This window comes from Nostoc sp. DedQUE12b, assembly GCF_034530835.1.
GTDB lineage: Bacteria > Cyanobacteriota > Cyanobacteriia > Cyanobacteriales > Nostocaceae > Nostoc.
The window spans coordinates 1-18,278 of record NZ_JAVRCI010000034.1 but is presented as its reverse complement, the minus strand read 5'-3'; the positions used below and the strand labels follow the sequence as shown (position 1 = coordinate 18,278).

18 protein-coding genes are annotated in these 18,278 nt (G+C 39.9%); 11 read left to right on the top strand and 7 right to left on the bottom strand.

All coding sequences use genetic code 11. The features are described from left to right. Positions 1-158 precede the first annotated feature (158 nt). The gene (gene ftsH, locus RMY16_RS17640) at positions 159-2,048 is read right to left on the bottom strand and encodes an ATP-dependent zinc metalloprotease FtsH (protein ID WP_322737489.1); all 1,890 of its coding nucleotides are present in this window, start codon (positions 2,046-2,048) and stop codon (positions 159-161) included. 479 nt (positions 2,049-2,527) lie between these two features. Between ftsH and RMY16_RS17635 the strand changes: the two genes are divergently transcribed. Further along, complete coding sequence (locus RMY16_RS17635; protein WP_094353353.1) at positions 2,528-3,073, top strand: NADPH-dependent FMN reductase; 546 nt, start codon at positions 2,528-2,530, stop codon at positions 3,071-3,073. Positions 3,074-3,117: 44 nt separating this feature from the next. Here RMY16_RS17635 and RMY16_RS17630 read toward each other — a convergent pair whose 3' ends face one another. Continuing rightward, positions 3,118-4,233, bottom strand: coding sequence for a ferrochelatase (locus RMY16_RS17630; RefSeq protein ID WP_322737488.1), 1,116 nt, complete (start codon positions 4,231-4,233; stop codon positions 3,118-3,120). Positions 4,234-5,037: 804 nt separating this feature from the next. Here RMY16_RS17630 and crcB point away from each other — a divergent pair. From crcB to ilvB, 8 genes are all read left to right on the top strand, one after another. Further along, the gene (crcB, locus tag RMY16_RS17625) at positions 5,038-5,427 is read left to right on the top strand and encodes a fluoride efflux transporter CrcB (RefSeq protein ID WP_416211683.1); all 390 of its coding nucleotides are present in this window, start codon (positions 5,038-5,040) and stop codon (positions 5,425-5,427) included. Positions 5,428-5,521: 94 nt separating this feature from the next. Next, on the top strand, positions 5,522-5,929 hold the full coding sequence (locus RMY16_RS17620) for a CrcB family protein (protein WP_322737487.1): 408 nt from the start codon (positions 5,522-5,524) through the stop codon (positions 5,927-5,929). Positions 5,930-6,312: 383 nt separating this feature from the next. Further along, the gene (locus tag RMY16_RS17615; RefSeq protein WP_322737486.1) at positions 6,313-7,197 is read left to right on the top strand and encodes a globin family protein; all 885 of its coding nucleotides are present in this window, start codon (positions 6,313-6,315) and stop codon (positions 7,195-7,197) included. An 18-nt stretch (positions 7,198-7,215) separates the two neighbouring features. Next, positions 7,216-8,148, top strand: a complete 933-nt coding sequence (locus RMY16_RS17610) for a pentapeptide repeat-containing protein (protein WP_322737485.1) — start codon at positions 7,216-7,218, stop codon at positions 8,146-8,148. A gap of 58 nt (positions 8,149-8,206) precedes the next feature. Further along, positions 8,207-8,524: a hypothetical protein gene (locus RMY16_RS17605; protein WP_322737484.1), complete on the top strand. Its 318-nt coding sequence runs from the start codon at positions 8,207-8,209 to the stop codon at positions 8,522-8,524. A 504-nt stretch (positions 8,525-9,028) separates the two neighbouring features. Beyond that, positions 9,029-9,628, top strand: coding sequence for a hypothetical protein (locus RMY16_RS17600; protein ID WP_322665136.1), 600 nt, complete (start codon positions 9,029-9,031; stop codon positions 9,626-9,628). Positions 9,629-9,753: 125 nt separating this feature from the next. Further along, positions 9,754-11,016 carry an MFS transporter gene (locus tag RMY16_RS17595; protein ID WP_322665134.1) on the top strand — a complete coding sequence of 421 codons (1,263 nt, stop codon included), beginning with the start codon at positions 9,754-9,756 and terminating at the stop codon, positions 11,014-11,016. A gap of 132 nt (positions 11,017-11,148) precedes the next feature. Then, positions 11,149-13,038 (top strand): biosynthetic-type acetolactate synthase large subunit, encoded by a 1,890-nt coding sequence (gene ilvB, locus RMY16_RS17590; protein WP_322665133.1) that lies wholly within the window; start codon positions 11,149-11,151, stop codon positions 13,036-13,038. Positions 13,039-13,198: 160 nt separating this feature from the next. Here ilvB and RMY16_RS33070 read toward each other — a convergent pair whose 3' ends face one another. After that, on the bottom strand, positions 13,199-13,261 hold the full coding sequence (locus RMY16_RS33070) for a DUF4351 domain-containing protein (protein ID WP_322665195.1): 63 nt from the start codon (positions 13,259-13,261) through the stop codon (positions 13,199-13,201). 711 nt (positions 13,262-13,972) lie between these two features. On the opposite strand from RMY16_RS33070, the gene RMY16_RS17585 reads away from it, so the two are divergent. Next, complete coding sequence (locus tag RMY16_RS17585; RefSeq protein ID WP_322737483.1) at positions 13,973-14,320, top strand: hypothetical protein; 348 nt, start codon at positions 13,973-13,975, stop codon at positions 14,318-14,320. Positions 14,321-14,488: 168 nt separating this feature from the next. On the opposite strand, the gene egtD is transcribed toward RMY16_RS17585, so the two are convergent. The 3 genes from egtD to egtC form a co-directional block, all read right to left on the bottom strand. Then, positions 14,489-15,523: an L-histidine N(alpha)-methyltransferase gene (gene egtD / locus RMY16_RS17580; RefSeq protein WP_322665129.1), complete on the bottom strand. Its 1,035-nt coding sequence runs from the start codon at positions 15,521-15,523 to the stop codon at positions 14,489-14,491. A 164-nt stretch (positions 15,524-15,687) separates the two neighbouring features. Beyond that, on the bottom strand, positions 15,688-15,867 hold the full coding sequence (locus RMY16_RS17575) for a hypothetical protein (RefSeq protein ID WP_322665127.1): 180 nt from the start codon (positions 15,865-15,867) through the stop codon (positions 15,688-15,690). A 1-nt stretch (position 15,868) separates the two neighbouring features. Next, complete coding sequence (gene egtC, locus RMY16_RS17570; RefSeq protein WP_322737482.1) at positions 15,869-16,657, bottom strand: ergothioneine biosynthesis protein EgtC; 789 nt, start codon at positions 16,655-16,657, stop codon at positions 15,869-15,871. 1 nt (position 16,658) lies between these two features. On the opposite strand from egtC, the gene RMY16_RS17565 reads away from it, so the two are divergent. After that, positions 16,659-17,414 (top strand): DNA polymerase beta superfamily protein, encoded by a 756-nt coding sequence (locus tag RMY16_RS17565; protein WP_322737481.1) that lies wholly within the window; start codon positions 16,659-16,661, stop codon positions 17,412-17,414. 85 nt (positions 17,415-17,499) lie between these two features. Here RMY16_RS17565 and RMY16_RS17560 read toward each other — a convergent pair. Further along, positions 17,500-18,278 (bottom strand): sensor histidine kinase (locus tag RMY16_RS17560; RefSeq protein ID WP_322737480.1); only part of this gene is annotated, 779 nt, incomplete at its 5' end.

Here is an 18,278-nt window from a genome sequence, read left to right as displayed (position 1 = left end):
GGGAATCTTAACCTTTGGATTTTCAGTAGTCTAAAGTTGACAGACTATTAGCTTTTGTTTATTCCTTAATAGACATCTTGTGAAATTAAAGATGCGCTATCCAGAACCCTTGTAGAGAGTTAGCACTGCTACGCCTCTACATTTTTTCACTCTTATATTTAATGAGGTACAGCTAATTGTTCATCGGCTACCTGAACATGATCGCCAACAATTTTGCGGAATACATCACCTTCAATTGTTTCTTGTTCTGCTAGCAAATCTACTAAACGCTCCAAAACTACGCGGTTTTCTTCCAACAGTTCTTTGGCCTTAATGTAGGAATTGCTAACAATTTCGCGCACTTGTGAATCAATTTTGGCAGCAATTTCTTCAGAGTAGTCTGATTTATTCATCCAGTCGCGTCCTAAAAATACCTCTCCACTCTGATTTTCCAAGGACAATGGGCCTAATTCTGACATTCCGAAGCGTGTCACCATCTGCCGTGCCATCCCTGTCACGTGTTGCAGGTCATTGCTTGCACCTGTGGTTACTTCTGGCTTACCAAAGACAATTTCTTCGGCGGCGCGACCACCCAAAGTAGCAGTAATCCGGGATTTAAGTTGAGAACGAGAAATTAACCCCTGTTCTTCGTTGGGAGTAAACCAAGTTAATCCCAGTGCTTGTCCCCGTGGAATTAATGTCACTTTCTGTACAGGATCGTGGTCTTTGAGCAATGTGCCTACTAAAGCGTGTCCAACTTCATGATAGGCAATCAAGCGCTTGCTCTTGCTGTCTACTAAGGCGGTACCTTCCATACCTGCAACAACTCGGTCTACAGCAGCATCAATTTCTAAAAGAGTGACGGCTTCTTTACGTCTTCTAGCAGTGAGAATAGCGGCTTCGTTGAGTAAGTTGGCTAAATCTGCGCCAGTAAAACCAGGAGTGCGGCGAGCGATCGCTTCTAATGATACGCTAGGATCGATTTTCTTATTCCGCGCGTGGACTTTCAAAATTTCCAGTCGCCCTTTGAGATCGGGTGGATCGACCATCACTTGTCTATCAAAGCGTCCCGGTCTGAGTAATGCTGTATCTAAAACATCTGGGCGGTTTGTGGCAGCAATAATAATGATACCTGTGTTACCTTCAAAACCATCCATTTCAGTGAGCAGTTGGTTGAGGGTTTGTTCGCGCTCGTCGTTACCGCCACCGATACCAGCACCCCGTTGTCTACCTACTGCGTCAATTTCATCGATAAATATTAGACAAGGGGCATTATCTTTGGCTTTCTTGAAGAGGTCGCGCACGCGAGATGCACCCACGCCAACGAACATTTCCACAAATTCTGAACCAGAAATACTGAAAAATGGTACACCGGCTTCACCTGCGATCGCTTTTGCTAGTAAAGTTTTACCAGTACCAGGAGGGCCAATTAACAGCACTCCTTTGGGAATCCGTGCGCCTACAGCAGTAAATCTTTCCGGCTGTTTCAGGAAAGTCACAACTTCTTCAAGTTCTTCTTTCGCTTCTTCAACCCCAGCGACATCTTCAAATTTCACTCCAGTTTTTGCCTCCATTTGGAAGCGAGCTTTGGATTTACCGAAATTCATCGCTTGGCTAGAAGCATTAGTAGAGCGTCGGAGGAACAATAACATTAAAGCTACTAGTGGCAAAATCCACATCAAGTTGATCAACAGTCCAACAGCAGCTCGACTGTTAGCAGAGGAAACTTCCCCAAAATCAACATTCTTATCTTTGAGAATATTGATTAACTCTGTGTTTTGCGCCAAAAGTCTCACCTGTTGCGGTGGTGTATTATCTTTTCGCCCCTTAAGATAAACCTTTGCTAGCTGTTCGGTTTCGTCTAACTCTACTTTCTCGACTTCTCCCGCCTTAACTTTCTTTATCAAGTCGCCATAATTTAGCGAGGCGGTTTCTGCCTTTTGTGCCATGACAGGAGTACTTCCGAAAATTCCTGGCAACATAATCAGACTAGCAGCAATTGCACCAACCCAAGCAACGCGCTTTGAGGACTGCCTTTTTATCAATGCTTTTTTTCCCGAATTTGTCATAATAATTACCCTTTGTCTGCTGGCACAAGTTAAGCGCTGGTTTTATGCCTATTCTTCTATCAAAAATTGTAATAACTGGAAATTACACTTTTCTTATCTAGTCTAACTTCCTCACAAAAGCATTCCCAAGTTTCTTCAGGCTATTACATAAAGTTGAGCGATCGTTATCTAGTATGCAGCTTTTAAGACTGGGGATTGGGCACAAGAGACAGAGGCGAAAGACTTACTGCAACTTCTCCTCGGTCACTGAGCGTAGCCGTTGGCGTGGTCACTGAGCGTAGTCGTACCCCTCCGGGGAAGCAAGCTACGCGCAGCGTCTCGTAGAGAAGTGCTGCTCCTCTGCTTCCCCAATCCTCAATCTCCAGTAGAGATTAATTTGACACATTCCGGCACAAATCGCTAAGATAAACATAGTCATAACGATTCCGCTTTTTAAGAAATCTGACGATAGTAGCTAGTTAATAGTTTGTGGGTTAATTATGGTGAAAATTATTGGCATTGGTGGTAGTTTAAGACCCAACTCTTATACCCAGCTTGCTTTAGAAGTTGCAGCGCAAAGGGTTGAAGCAGTAGGCGCAGAGGTAGAAATTCTCGATTTACGGCAGTTGCAGCTACCATTTTGCACTGGCGCAAAGGAGTATCCAGAGTATCCAGATGTTCAGCGGTTGCAAGAAACAGTTAGTCAGGCTGATGGGTTAATTTTAGCGACACCTGAGTATCATGGTGGCGTTAGTGGTGTCCTGAAAAATGCTCTGGACTTAATGAGCTTTGATCAACTATCTGATAAAGTAGCAGGATTTATTAGTGTTTTGGGTGGTCAATCTAATAGCAACGCTCTAAACGAACTACGGTTAATTACCAGATGGGTGCATTGTTGGTCTATCCCTGAACAAATTGCGATCGGACAAGCTTGGGGTGCATTCAGTCCTGAAGGCAAACTAGTAGATGAAAAGCTCTCTCAAAGATTCGATCAATTTGCTCAAAGTTTAGTTGATAACACTCGCAAGCTGCGGGGCGTAAATTAATTGTAGGGTGGGTCTAGCTTTGCCCACCCTCGCAAACTCAAAACTTAATGATGGTGGTGATGATGGTGATCCCCTGCGAGTTGAGGCTTAACTGCCAAAGGTTGCTCTGATAACAACTCTGCTATATGAGTATCAGCCCATTGCGCCGCCATTGCCAAGAATTCTGGATGATCGTTGACGCAAGCCATTTGCACGTAGTTCGTGCCAGGATGCTGTTTCTCTAAAGCATGGATGATATGGTGTACATCTAATAGAGTTTCGTGGTTTTCTGTGGCAAAGCCAATTGGCATAAAAATTACCACTTTTGCACCCAATTGAATCAGGTTATTTGCCGCTTGCTCGGCATTTGGCTGCGTCCAATCAATTAAGGGTGTGTCATGATTAAGCCAACCCACGGAGATTAACGGATAGCGGTTAATCAACTTATCCCGAACTAAATCGTACATTGCTTCACTTTCGGCAATCCCAGAAGTAAAGCCTTTAGCTTTGTGGGGACAGCCGTGATTCATTAACACAATGCCGATTTGAGAAGGGAGATAAGCTCCTGCTAACTCAGCAATTTTCTCCTCAACCAGATGAGCCATCAAATCGATATAAGCTGGTTCGTTGAAAAAAGAAGGAATGTAGCGCTGTGCTTTAACCCAGTGTTCTTCACCGTCAGTCAACTCAACCAGAGCATTGTTAACTTGCTCGATCGCAATCCCACTAGTAAAGATAGAATCAACAACCAACAGTGGGTAGATTAGCAGCTTATCAAAGCCTTGGTTTTTGATTTCTGCCAAGACTTGATTGGGTAAGAAAGGCGCGCAGAAGTTGAAAGCCTTAAAAACTTGAACCTTATCGCCCCATTTTTCTTGTAAATTCTTCTCGATCCCAGCCCGCTGCTGTTCAAAGATGGCATTGTGTGGGGAGATAAAATCGTGGTGTGTGTGTCCCCACTCATGGCGATCAAATAGCGCCAAAAGCTTTGCCAGAGGCGGATAAATCCACGTTGGGACTGGTGCGAATTTTGCTGTCAGTAGATTTAAAGCCTGTTCGTTATAGTTGGCGAAATCTTCGTAGCTTTCGACTTCGCCGTAGCCCATGAGCAATACGGCTACACGGTCTTTACCTGATAGATGCTCGTGAGTGTGTTGTACTTTTTCCGGCGTGGCAACCACAATGAGTTCCTCAATATAACCAAAGTGCAGAGAGATTTGGAGTTAGGGAATAGTTTGCACTTTTTCCCTACTAGTAACTTATTATCCCATCCAGGGGGATAGGATAGGTGGCAAAATCAAAAGAATACATCAAAAGACATACTTTGATTATTAGTGTATAGATAAAAACACTTTAACTAAATGTGCTTTAAGTTTAGAGCTATCCAAGCTCGTCGAGCTTCCCCAGATATTAGGACAGACTTACGCACGAGTTACAAAATAGCGTACTTGCCGCAGTCTACCACAGAGGCACAGAGGACACGCAGAAATTAACACTAATGCACATCTGCGTGTCCATACGATGGAATATTTTTTCACTGGAAGTCTTTAAACCGCATCTTTTGAAGGGTAATTTAGGAGGATCTAAAAAGTTGCAAGGCTAAACCAGTAGTTATAAAACACGCCCTAATAGTCTAATTGCTATACAAAGTAGATAAGCTGAAAAAAGCATTTACCAGACCTTAAAAATTAGTAACGGCACAATAAAACTAAACTAAGTAAATCAAGATAAATTAAGCTATAACTCTCTTTGTTCCTGCTTACTGACTCCTACCTCTTGCCCTATCACAGCTACAAATATTTACGTAGGCTTACTTCTTTATGGGCTTTATATATTAGTTTTAATGATGATTGTTACATATATTTATTGCAAATTTGAGAGTCAGTCTTGTATGATTTATTCCAATATTTTTTTTAAACTGAGACTTTTTAAATACATTACATGCAAAACAACTCAAACATTGAGGGCGGAGAGTTACAAAAATAGTGGCAGATTTAACTAATGTTCTCTCAATTGCGGTAGGTGCAGTTCCTGGAGCGCTGTCTCGGTTCTATATAACAGAATGGACAAAAGCCAAATTGGGGACAAAATTTCCCTATGGAACATTTGTCATTAATCTGACTGGATGTTTAGCGATGGGTTTCTTTTTCACGATTTCTAAAGGAATTACAGGCTATCCATCAGAATTGGATTTACTAATTAGGACTGGATTTTTAGGTTCTTACACCACATTTTCAACCTATGGCTTTGATACTCTGACTCTGTGGCGTAGCAAACAAAAGACTGCGACGGTCTTTTATTGGGCGGGGAGTGCAGTTCTAGGGTTGGGAGCGGTGATTTTAGGAGTTGCGATCGCCAAGCTTTTTGTGAAGTAATTTCCTCAAGTAATAAAAAAGGTTGGGATGTACTTGAGAGCAACTTTGAAAAAAGCCTTTACGAGAAAGCATACACATTTTTAGGTAAAAAACAATGAATTTGTTGAAAGGACGTTATCCCCTAACTGTGGCGATCGGGGCAATTTTTGGAGCGTTGAGTCGTTTTTATGGAACCGAATTAGCAAAAGCTATTTTTGGAAAAGATTTTGGCTTTTACGGCACATTCTTTATTAATGTGACTGGCTGTTTATTGATTGCTTATATTTTGACTCTAGCAGCGGAGAATATTCGTATCATCTCGACTGAACTTCGCCTGATGACGACAACAGGTTTCTGCGGCGCATATACTACTTTTTCAACCTATGGCTTGGAATCAAAAGGTTTCTTAGATAAAGGCGATATCACAATGCTGTTAATTTATTTTGTTGGCAGTGCGATCGCAGGAATGATTGGCATCCAAATCGGTGTTTTATTGGCAAGATCAAGCGTTCAGAGATCCTAAATTATAGCAGTTTTTAGTCAATTGAGATGCATTTTTATGGGCTATAATCCCTGATAAAAAAGCCTTTTCTTGTATCTCGCTCAAGAACACACTACTATAAAACTCAGAAAATAAATATGGGCAAGTTTCCATTAAAGTACGATGGTTGAAGAAGAATGCAGAATTCAGAATTCAGAATTCAGAATCAAGACGCTCTCTAGGTGCAGCATCTCGTAGAGATGCCATGCCGTTGGCGTTCGCGTCTCTGAAAGAGAAGCCTCTCAAACGCGAGTGCGTCTCCCTTTGCAAGAAGAGAAGGCTTTATACTGCGCTATCCGCTTTTCAGTCAGAATTCACTGCGATTCCTGACTCCTGAATTCTGTTCGATAACCATGAATATGAATATGACATCATCTTATTCAAATTTACGCATTGAACTCGTTGAAACTAGCTTTGAGAAAATCAAACCTTGTGCTAGAGAATTTGTTTTTAGTTTTTATCAAAATCTCTTTGAAACTTATCCCCAAACTCAAGCTTTGTTTGGTAAAACTGATATGGATAAGCAAGAGAAAAAACTATTTAATTCTCTCGTCTTATTAGTAGAAGGTTTACGCACTCCCGAAGCTTTAGCTGTAGTTCTCAAAGATTTAGGTGCTAGACATAAAGGTTATGGCACACTTATAGAATATTATCCTTTTGTAAGCGAGATTTTACTAGCAACTTTTGCTGAGTATTTACAAGAAGATTGGACTCCCGAAGTCGCACAAGCTTGGGTTGATACTTACACAACTATCTCTGGGTTAATGTTGGAAGGTGCAGGAGTAGATATTTCTCAGTTAAGTATACAACCAGATGTAGAAAAATCCCAATCACCGCCTCAAGTGTCAGTTTTTTCAGCAAAAAAAGTAACACCTCAATTATCTACAGTTACACAAATTGAACTCGTCGAAACTAGCTTTGAAAAAATTAAACCTCATGCTGGAGAATTTGCTGCTAGCTTTTACGAAAATCTCTTTAAAACTTATCCCCAAACTCAAGGTTTGTTTGGTAAAACTGATATGGATAAACAAGAGAAAAAACTATTTAATTCTCTCGTCTTATTAGTAGAAAGTTTACGTACTCCCGAAGCTTTAGTTCTAGTTCTCAAAGATTTAGGCGCTAGACATAAAGGCTATGGCACACTTATAGAATATTATCCAATTGTGGGAGATATTTTGCTAAAAACTTTCGCAGAATATTTACAAGAAGATTGGACTCCCGAAGTCGCACAAGCTTGGGTTGATACTTAGACAACTATCTCTGCGTTAATGTTAGAAGGTGCAGGAATAGATGTCGCTGTAAAACTAGAACAACCAGAATTTCCTCCGTTGATGAGTGAGACTGTTTCCCCCAAGCTTGGGAGAAGAGGTAGGACAGTCAGAGCTATACCTCAGCAAAGTAATTTAAGTCAAGTAATTAGATTGATATTAAAACCAATACAACTCATCCAAAATAGTTTTAAAAATATTTTCAAAAAAATTCTTGATTGGTTCTGGGAGTCACCAACATGGTTAGTGGCTATTTCCATTGCTTCTAGTTTAGTTATCTTAGTTATTCTTACTCCTGATGGTTCGATTATATCTAGACTTTTATCAGACGTTGAACCTATTAGTATCATCGCTGCTTTAATTCTATATATTAAAGAAATTCCCGATCGAAAAAAAGAATTTCAATATCAAGCTTGGAGTGTCATTGATGCTGCTAATGGTGTAAAAGTTAGTCCTGCAAGAATTATTGCTTTACAAGATTTGAATGAAGATGGAGTTACTTTAAATAATTTAGATTTACCTGAAGCAAAATTAGTTAGGATTAATCTTCCTAAAGCTGATTTAAGCGAAGCTAATTTAACTAAATCTGATATGAATCATGCAAACCTTAATCATGCTAACCTTGGAAATGCTTTGCTGGCTCGTGTGAATCTTACTGGTGCTAATCTGAGTCATGCCAACTTGGGTTTTGCTAAACTTAGTTACGCTAATCTTAGTAGTGCTAACCTTAGTCATGCCAATCTGATTTGTGCTGATTTAAGAGATACAAATCTTAGTGGTGCAAATCTCAACAATGCAAATCTTAGTGGTGCAGATATGAAAAATGCTTATTTAACAGGTGCTGACCTCAAAGGTGCTAATGTTAATGACTACGATTTGCGTGGAGCTTATCTCAAAGGTGCTATTATGCCTGATGGGTCAAAACATCCATAATCTTAACAAGAATGTATAATTTTTATATTATAAAACTGTAAAAAAGGAATCAAAATTAATGGAAGTTAACAAAAATATGTTAGCTCAAACTATGGCTTTTTTACTCTCAATCCCTCCTGAAAGTAATTTAGCTAAGTTGTTAAAATTATGCTTGGTTGCTAGATATAATCCAGAAAGTTTAGGTAAAACTCCTTTGGAAAAAACCCACGAATTAATTCGTCACCCCTTTGACTTACCCTATTGGATACAAGAAGTTATTCAAAGCGATGAGAAAATTACACCTGAAGAATGGCAAGCTTTTGGAGAACTTAATTTAAAACAGACTCAGGATTTTATCAATACTCTTTGGCAAGAATTAGACGATTTGAGATTATAAGTTTGAGTGATCCAGAGTAACTAAAGTTCACATACAATCTTCCAAAATCCGCAATTATGGTATTAATATTATTTTAAAAACGATTGAACGATTAACCGATAAATTTGGTCAAATTTATATTGGGATTGGGCACGCATCAATGATTTGAGAGTGTAGACTAAGGAATGAGCGTGGGCAAGCATTGTTCTTACTTTTAAAAATTCAATATTTCACAGAATTTATTTCAGATTTTCTGCTATCAAAGCAAATTCAGATTCTATAATTGCAATTAGCGATCGCACTAATAAATGACACAAACTGACACAAAGCCTGATCCATGCATCTGTATATAGTTATGAGCAAAACTATGTAACTTTTTTGGCTTGTTAGGTTTTATTTATTACTACATATTACTTAAAATCTTCCCTTCATCTCCCATCATCTTTTAGTAAACCTGAACAGTTAATAGACCCTTGTAGTAGGTTTAAATTATTCATAATTTTGAAAGCTGCCACGCACAGACAGATGAGCATCATTATTATTTGCCCTGGAATCCACGATCCAGCCTTCACTGAATCCTTTATATCGGAATGGTTAGATATTCCTAATGGCTTAATTTCTAAAAATCAATCTAATATATTGGTTTTTCCGGGTAATGATTTTTCGAGTTTATCAGCATTGCACATTTTGCAGTTTTTGCGCGTTAGCCTAGCTCACCGCAGGTATTGCTTGACCGAAACCGACTCTTTAAAATCACCAATTATATTCATAAGCTTTAGTGCTGGCGTAGTTGGGGCAATAGGGGCAGCACATTTGTGGCAACTCTTGGGTGGTCGTGTCAAAGCGTTTATTGCTATAGATGGATGGGGAGTACCACTACAGGGTAATTTCCCTATTCATCGGATGAGCCATGATTATTTCACCCATTGGAGTTCATCTTTGCTAGGCAGTGGGCAAAATAACTTTTATGCAGAGCCATCAGTCGATCATTTGTCCATTTGGAAATCTCCCCAAACTGTACAAGGCTGTTGGGTAGATTCGTCCATTGAGATTATTCCACCCACAGGTCGTCTGACAGCAACTGAGTTTTTGCTTATGCTGTTAAAGCACTACGAAGCAAATTAATCCGGACAATGGAGTAAGTAAACAGGAGTTAGGAGTGAGGGATTTGGAGTCAGCATTTATTCTGCCCTATGCCCAATACCCCATGCCCAATGCCCCATGCCCCATCTACCCCAAGAAAGTATCTAATGTTTCCAACTGAACCGGCTGCTGTTAATAACGGCTTTGGCGCACTGCTGAAAAACCGTGGTTTTATGCTCCTGTGGATTGGGCAATTGGTGTCCCAGTTAGCAGATAAAGTCTTCTTCGTTTTAATGATTGCTTTGTTAGAGAACTACTCACCGCTTCCTGGGTTGGCACAAAACTCGATGTACTCAACCTTGATGCTATCGTTTACAATACCAGCAATTTTGTTCGGCTCTGCCGGTGGTATCTTTGTTGACCGCTTGCCAAAAAAGCTAATTATGGTCGGCTCAGATATTGTGCGGGGAATAATGACACTGTGTCTTCCCTTGTTACCGCGAGAGTTCCTGATTCTGTTAATCCTGACCTTTGCCATTTCCACGGTGACGCAGTTTTTTGCACCAGCTGAACAAGCAGCGATTCCTTTGTTGGTGAAGCGAGAGAATTTGTTGGCAGCTAATGCGCTGTTTAGCAGCACGATGATGGGAGCTTTAATTGTTGGCTTTGCGATCGGTGAGCCGATTCTGAGTTTGTCGAAAAGCTTGATGGGAGAACAATACGGTCAAGAGATTGTAGTTGGTGGATTATACATATTATCGGCTGCGATCATGCAGCCAATTAAGTTTAAAGAATCCAAACCCCACCAAGAACATCAAGCATCAAATAACCCTTGGGCTGAATTCACTGAGAGCCTGCGGTATCTCAAGAAAAACCGTTTGATATTGAATGCCATGCTGCAACTGACAACTTTATATTGTGTGTTTGCAGCCTTAACGGTGCTAACAATTCAATTAGCCGAGGAGTTTGGTTTAAAAGAAAAACAGTTTGGCTTTTTCTTGGCAGCAGCCGGTGTGGGGATGGTATTTGGTGCGGCGATTTTAGGCCACTGGGGTGATAAATTGCATCATAAACCCTTACCTTTAATTGGATTTTTGATAATTGCACTAGTTTTAGGGGTGTTTACTTTTACGCACAACTTATTACTGGCGCTAGGACTCTGTACATTTTTGGGTGTAGGTGCTTCCCTAATTGGCGTACCCATGCAAACTTTAATTCAACAGCAAACACCATCTACCATGCACGGTAAAGTATTTGGCTTTCAAAATCATGCCGTTAACATCGCCTTGGCGTTACCCCTAGCCATTACTGGGCCATTGACTGATGCTCTGGGCTTGCGAACTGTGCTGGTAGCAATGAGTATTGTTGTGGTAGTTGTCGGTGTTTGGGCTTGGAAAAATACCCGCAAAGTCTTGCAAAACGTAATTTAATTAATGTACGCTAATAGTCTAGGTTTATATTTCATATAAAAATTAATAAAATTTTGATTGAAGTTTTCAATTAAAATGAAATCTTAAATACAGAATCCAGCATTAACTTTAGCTATAGTCTGAGGTTTGACCGTGCGATCGCTCTCCCAAATTAGTCTCCCACAAACCGAGAATCACAAACAGTCTCGTGCTTCTAGCCAGCCAGCCTTGCCCAAACGAGCATCTGGCGGTTTTGCTCTGCTTGACAGCCTTCATCGCCACGGCGTTGATTATATTTTTGGTTATCCTGGTGGGGCAATTCTACCAATTTACGACGACCTGTATAAGGTGGAAGCAACTGGTGCTATGAAGCACATTCTCGTGAGGCACGAGCAAGGCGCAGCCCACGCCGCTGATGGTTACGCCCGTGCCACAGGAAAAGTAGGAGTCTGCTTTGGTACTTCGGGACCAGGAGCAACTAACTTGGTGACAGGCATCGCCACCGCCTACATGGATTCAATCCCGATGATTGTGGTTACAGGACAGGTAGCACGTCCGTCGATTGGTACAGATGCGTTTCAGGAAACTGATATTTACGGGATTACGCTCCCAATCGTCAAGCACTCCTATGTGGTACGCGATCCCAAAGATATGGCGCGAATTGTCGCCGAAGCATTCCATATCGCTAGTACTGGGCGTCCGGGGCCAGTTTTGATTGATGTCCCCAAGGATGTAGCTTTAGAAGAATTTGACTATGTACCTGTCAAACCAGGTTCAGTGAAGTTACGCGGTTATCGTCCCACTGTGAAGGGAAATCCCCGGCAGATTAATGCTGCTATCCAATTGATTACTGAAAGCCGCCGTCCGCTATTATATGTGGGTGGTGGTGCGATCGCAGCCGGTGCCCATGAAGAAATCAAACAACTAGCTGAATTATTCGATATTCCCGTCACCACAACTTTAATGGGGATCGGTGCCTTTGACGAACATCATCCCTTAGCTTTAGGAATGTTGGGGATGCACGGCACGGCTTACGCTAACTTCGCTGTTAGTGATTGTGACTTGCTGATTTGCGTCGGCGCTAGATTTGACGATCGCGTTACAGGTAAGTTAGACGAATTCGCCTCCCGCGCTAAAGTAATTCACATCGACATCGATCCCGCAGAAGTCGGCAAAAACCGTATTCCCGAAGTGCCCATCGTCGGCGATGTGCGGAATGTGTTAGTGGACTTGTTGCGTCGCTGCAAGGAAACAGGGGTAAAAGCTACACCTAATCAAAACCAAGAATGGTTAAATCTAGTTAACCGTTGGCGCGATGAGTATCCTCTAATCGTGCCGCATCATCCCGACAGTATTTCACCCCAAGAAGTAATTGTAGAAGTCAATAGCCAAGCACCCCAGGCTTTCTACACCACAGATGTCGGGCAACATCAAATGTGGGCAGCACAATTCCTGAAGAATGGCCCAAGGCGCTGGATTTCTAGCGCTGGTTTGGGAACGATGGGTTTTGGCTTACCTGCGGCAATGGGCGCGAAAGTGGCGTTTCCTGATGAAGAAGTCATCTGTATCAGCGGTGATGCTAGTTTCCAAATGTGTCTACAGGAACTAGGAACGATTTCACAGTATGGAATAAACGTCAAGACAATAATTCTCAACAACGGCTGGCAAGGGATGGTGCGCCAGTGGCAGCAAGCCTTCTATGGTGAGCGTTACTCATGCTCCGACATGGAAATAGGGATGCCAGACGTAGAGTTGTTGGGAAAAGCTTATGGCATTAAAGGCATGATAATCAGCGATCGCAGTCAATTAAAAGATGCGATCGCCGAAATGCTAGCACACAATGGCCCAGTAATCTTAAATGTCCACGTCACCAGAGACGAAAACTGCTATCCAATGGTAGCCCCTGGTAAGAGCAACGCTCAAATGGTCGGCTTGCAGAAACAACCGCCAAAAGCGGCAGCAGAGCCATTGTATTGTAGCAACTGCAATGCAAAAAATGCTCCTACCCATAACTTCTGTGCTGAGTGTGGGACGAAACTGTAACGCTTTTTGATAATTCAAGACCAGAGAGATAGGGGAGCAAGGAGAAGGGGAGAAAGATGCAGAAATATCCCGCTAATTCCTGCCCCCTTTACTCTTGCGTAGGTGTCGCTTAATCTCCCAGATTAGGTTGAGGTAAAAAGATATTTTCTAAGTAATTTACTCAATCGCTTTGACTGTTGAAATCTAACAGCGCCTCAGCTAATTCTTCTAGTTGAGTAATCATGATGTGCGAATGTGCTGTTCTATCCCTGGTTTAATTGCAACAAAAATTAATTGTTGTCTTATCTAATAAAAATGGGTTGTAGTTTAAGAATGTCTACAGCTAAACTCATATCGAGCAAACCTAAATCATTTGTGAGAAATAAGAACTCCGACTTGTTTGAAAAGTCGGGTTTCTGTGGATTTATATTCTCAATATTTACTTAATATATTCAGACTTAGTGTATATTGCTGAAATATACACGCATTGATTAACTAAAACTACTTTATCAAACTTAGGTTTTATTAAAAATTCATATACTTTTTGCTTTAGTTAGTTAAATATGCGAGTTAGAGTTGATTTTATATAAATCAGTTTTATCAAAAAGTTCAGTAACATTCCTCTTTTATTAACAAGTTAAATATCACTAGAATATTAATAGTTGTGATGGCTTAGTTGATTAAAAAACGTCAATTATCCCAGGTGTATCTATTTATAACTCTCTTTCAGGCAGATTCAGGAGTCTGAAAATAACCGCTCTCTACAAAATAGAGTTTAGCTTCCCCTTGATTGAGGGAGGTTAGATTGTTGTTAGCAAATTAATGTACTAAGCATTAATAGTCTGTTCATTTGGAAATCGCTGTGTTCAAGTTTTATGAGACAACAGCGTCATAATTTCTATTGGAAAATTGCACTTTTGTTTCTCACTAAGAATAAACACAACTTCTTTAAGCTTTGAATATTTATCAACCCATTTTACCAATCTCCATGCAACAATATATTTCTCATTTGCTCATACTGGTATTAGGAACAAGTTCAACTTTCCTCGTTACTCCATCTCAAGCTCAAACTCCGGTAAAAACTAACAGTCAAAATTCTGAAAATCTTACTCCCATATCTTCAAATTCACCTTCGGCTAACCAATTGAGTGATTTTGCCAATTCTACTAACAGCAAACCACCTCTTCTTTCTGAGGCAGCTAATAACTCTTCTGTTCCTAATGGCAATAGAACAGCAAATAAGCCTCGTACACGGCTTCCTATATTCAGCAGAATTTTTCCTACACCTTCAATGCAGCAATAATTTTATTTGCATTCATACAAGAGGTCTAATATACTTTGACCTCTCTCCTAAAAGAAGAGAGGTTTTGAGTGTTACTCCCCAACGCTTGTAGGGAAGTGCTGTTTTTGTTAGATATATATTGGACTCAACTGAGAACCGCGATATATATTAGCCATACTCTGATTTGCTTTATGCTTGCAGTTGACAGAGCATTAAGCCAAACCATTGATTTGGATCTCTCCACACATGAAGAGGTAATAAACCTTGTGCAGTTAGTTGCTGTTTGATAGTATTAATGTCAAATTTGCGGGAAATTTCGGTGAGGATAGTCTCACCTGGTGCAAAATTAACCTTAAGATTAAGAGCGCGTAATTCTACAATTTGCGATCGCAAGCTGCGTAAATGCATTTCTATTTGATGCTCGCTTTCATTGTAAAATGCCCAGTGTTCAAACTGGGTGGTGTCAAAGTTACCCTCAAATCGCTGATTTAAATGTTCTAGCATATTGAGGTTAAATGCAGCTGTCACTCCCTGGCTGTCGTTATAAGCTGGTTCCAAAATCTGTTTTGGCTTTCGTAAATCTATCCCCAATAAAAAATACTCACCTACTTGTAAAGCATTGGTAATTTGAGAGAAGAACACATCACACTCATCAGGGGTAAGATTACCTAAACTGCTACCAATAAAACAAATCATCCGACTGGGTAATTGCGTCGGTAAGAGTTTTGCAAGGGCTAATTCATAGGTTCCCGCTAGTGCATAAACTTGAAGTAAGGGATAATCTTTTAATAACTGCTTGGCACTACTTTCTAACATACCTGCACATACATCAATTGGTAGGTAGTGCAGAGGATAGCCTAGTTGCTGGTAGGCATCTAGTAAAATACGGGTTTTGCTAGAACTGCCACTGCCAAGTTCTACCAATTCACAAACGCCAGTTATCTTAGCAATTTCACCAGCATACTGCTGTAAAATCGTTGTTTCTGTGCGTGTAAGATAATATTCTGGTAAATCACAGATTTGCTCAAACAGATCGGAACCACGGTCATCATAAAAGTAACAAGGGGGTAGAGATTTAGGTGTGTGAGTTAATCCCTTCACTACATCACTCCCAGCACTAGGTGCAACTATTTGAGTTGCTCCTACCAAACGCTCTATCAGCAAGCGTTTTTCAACGCTGCTTTCAGAATTAACCTTGCTGTTAACAGCTTTAGATATCGACATGAAACCTCCGTTTACTTGGCGTAATAGGTTACTTTGATGGCAGACCTTTACCCCAATCAGTGAAACACATAGCCATAGTTAATAAAATCATGCTTGAGCAATATAGCTCAACCTTTAAAGCTATTTTTCAGCATTTTCCCACTAAAATAGTAGCAAGTAAGCGTCTAATTGCTATGTTCTTCAGCGATAAAGACTCGATATAGCCAATATGTCCCAAGTAGCAGCCAACAGCAGATCAAGTCAGAATGAGGTTGACTAGAGAATGTGGCTTCGTCCATATCCTGGAATAGCGCAAAAGTTTTCGAGCGACATTTATCAAAGGCTTGAGAAATAGCCTCTTTCACACTAGATTTGCTCAATTTGGATCTCACAGTCTGCTCCCACACTAATGATGCTATTTTCTGGGCAAGCAATCCAATTACCTAGAAATATAGGTTCAGACGCAATAATTACGGATTGTGGGAAAGTCGGATCATCTCGTATCCAGTAAAGAGATGGAGGCGGTGAAGTGGTAGCAAAACGAGAAGCTATTAAACGATGTCCGTCACTAAAAACTACGTTGAGTGAGGCTTCTACTTGATAGCGTTTTGCCATCTCTAGAAGGGTTAATAATGTGGTGCGTAAGGCATACTCTGGAGGCCGATGTTTGTTAATTTGACTTTGCGAAAGTAACAATGCAAAAATGTGTTCTGAGTCAGTATTGCCATTAATTTTTTCGTAAAAATCCTGGGTTAAAGTACTGCGAATTTTTCTGTGTAATGTTTTGCGGAAATTTTCGATTCGTCCATTGTGAATAAATAACTGTTGTTGATGGTTAAAGGGCTGACAATTAGCAAAATCTACGGCTTGTCCTGGTGTAGCACTGCGGACATAAGCAAGTACACACTTTGATTCGACGTAACGGCTGAGACTAGGTAGGTTTATATCATTCCAAATAGGCAGAGTATTTTTGTAGATAAAAGGCTCAGTATCTTTTTGAATATGATACCAACCCACACCAAAGCCATCTGCATTTACTACCCCAGAGGTCATTTTGCGGGGTTGATAACTCTGGACGATGAGTGAGTGTTCTGGTTTATACAATAGATATTCTAATGAAATAGGCGAACCGAGGTAAGCAAGTAAACGGCACATTATGAATATTCCAACTTCTATTAATACAATTATTGGGCAACAGCCTTATCCGTTTTTATTCGCCATCATCAGTGGTTCCCACTTATATGGTTTTCCCTCACCTGATTCTGATTATGACTTGCGTGGTGTGCATATTTTACCAGTTCAAGAAGTAGTGGGATTACAGACTAAAAATGAAACTATTGAAGTTTCAGAAGTTCGCGAATCTTTAGAAATTGATTTAGTAACTCATGATGTCAAAAAATTCTTTTTGATGCTACTTAAAAAGAATGGTTATGTCTTAGAACAATTGTATTCTCCTTTAATATTAGTAACCTCACCTGAGCATGAGGAATTGAAAAATATTGCTAAAAATTGTATTACTCGTCATCATAGCTACCATTATATTGGTTTTGCCACAAGCCAATGGAAACTTTTTGAAAAAGAACATACGTATCGACTCAAGTCATTACTTTATGTTTATAGAGTCCTATTAACTGGAATTTATCTGATGCAAACAGGAATAGTTGAGTCTAACTTAATTAAGCTAAATGAGGTTTTTAATTTACCCTATATTTCTGATTTGATCGCCCAAAAATTAGTAAGTACAGAAAAGTCCATTTTGTTAGATATTAATGTAGCTTTTCATCAAAGAGAATATGAACGTCTGCGTAATAAGTTACAGGAGGCACATCAATCCAGCCCATTACCTGAAACACCTTCAGCTAATGCAGCTTTGGATAATTTGTTGATACGTCTGAGAGCAAGAAGCTATTAATTATAAGCTTTTAAATGCTCACTCCTAGCTTTTTTAAAAAAGACTTTGGTAATTTTCAATTCTGCGTTACCTATAGATAATGGTACTAGTTTATTTGTGTTTTAATAGGTAAAATGATTGCAAACTCCGTCCCTTGCTCAAATTCTGACATCACTTCTATTTTACCTTGGTGTTTATCAACTATCTGATAACAAATACTTAAACCTAAGCCAGTACCTTTACCCACTGGCTTAGTTGTGAAAAAAGGGTCAAATAGTTTCTTTTTAATCTCTGGTGAAATTCCGGGGCCGTTATCTCTGATCCCTACTTTGATAAAAATATCATCTATTTTTAATGTATCTATAAAAATTTGTTTACTTTTACCTGAATGAGTTTTTTGATCTAGTACAGCATCTATCGCATTACTTAAAATATTCATAAACACCTGATTGAGTTGTGCTGGATAACACTCAACCAAGGGTAAATCTCCATATTTTTTAATTACTTGAATTTCTTGTTGAAGTCTGTGATTCAGAATTAACAGTGTATTATCAATTCCTTCATGAATATCTACCTCTTTCATATCAGCTTCATCTAATCGGGAAAAGTTCCGCAAAGATAACACAATTTCCTGAATGCGTTGAGCACCCATTTTCATAGAAGAAAGCAGGCTTGGTAAATCTTTATGAATAAAGTTTAAATCAATCTCTTCAATATTGTCTTCTATTAAATAGATGGGATTCGGGTATTGTTGCTGATATAATTTCACTAGATTAAGTAAATCTTGAGTATAATCAGTTGCGCATTGAATATTCCCATAAATAAAGTTAACAGGATTATTAATTTCATGAGCTATACCTGCTACCATTTGCCCAAGAGAAGACA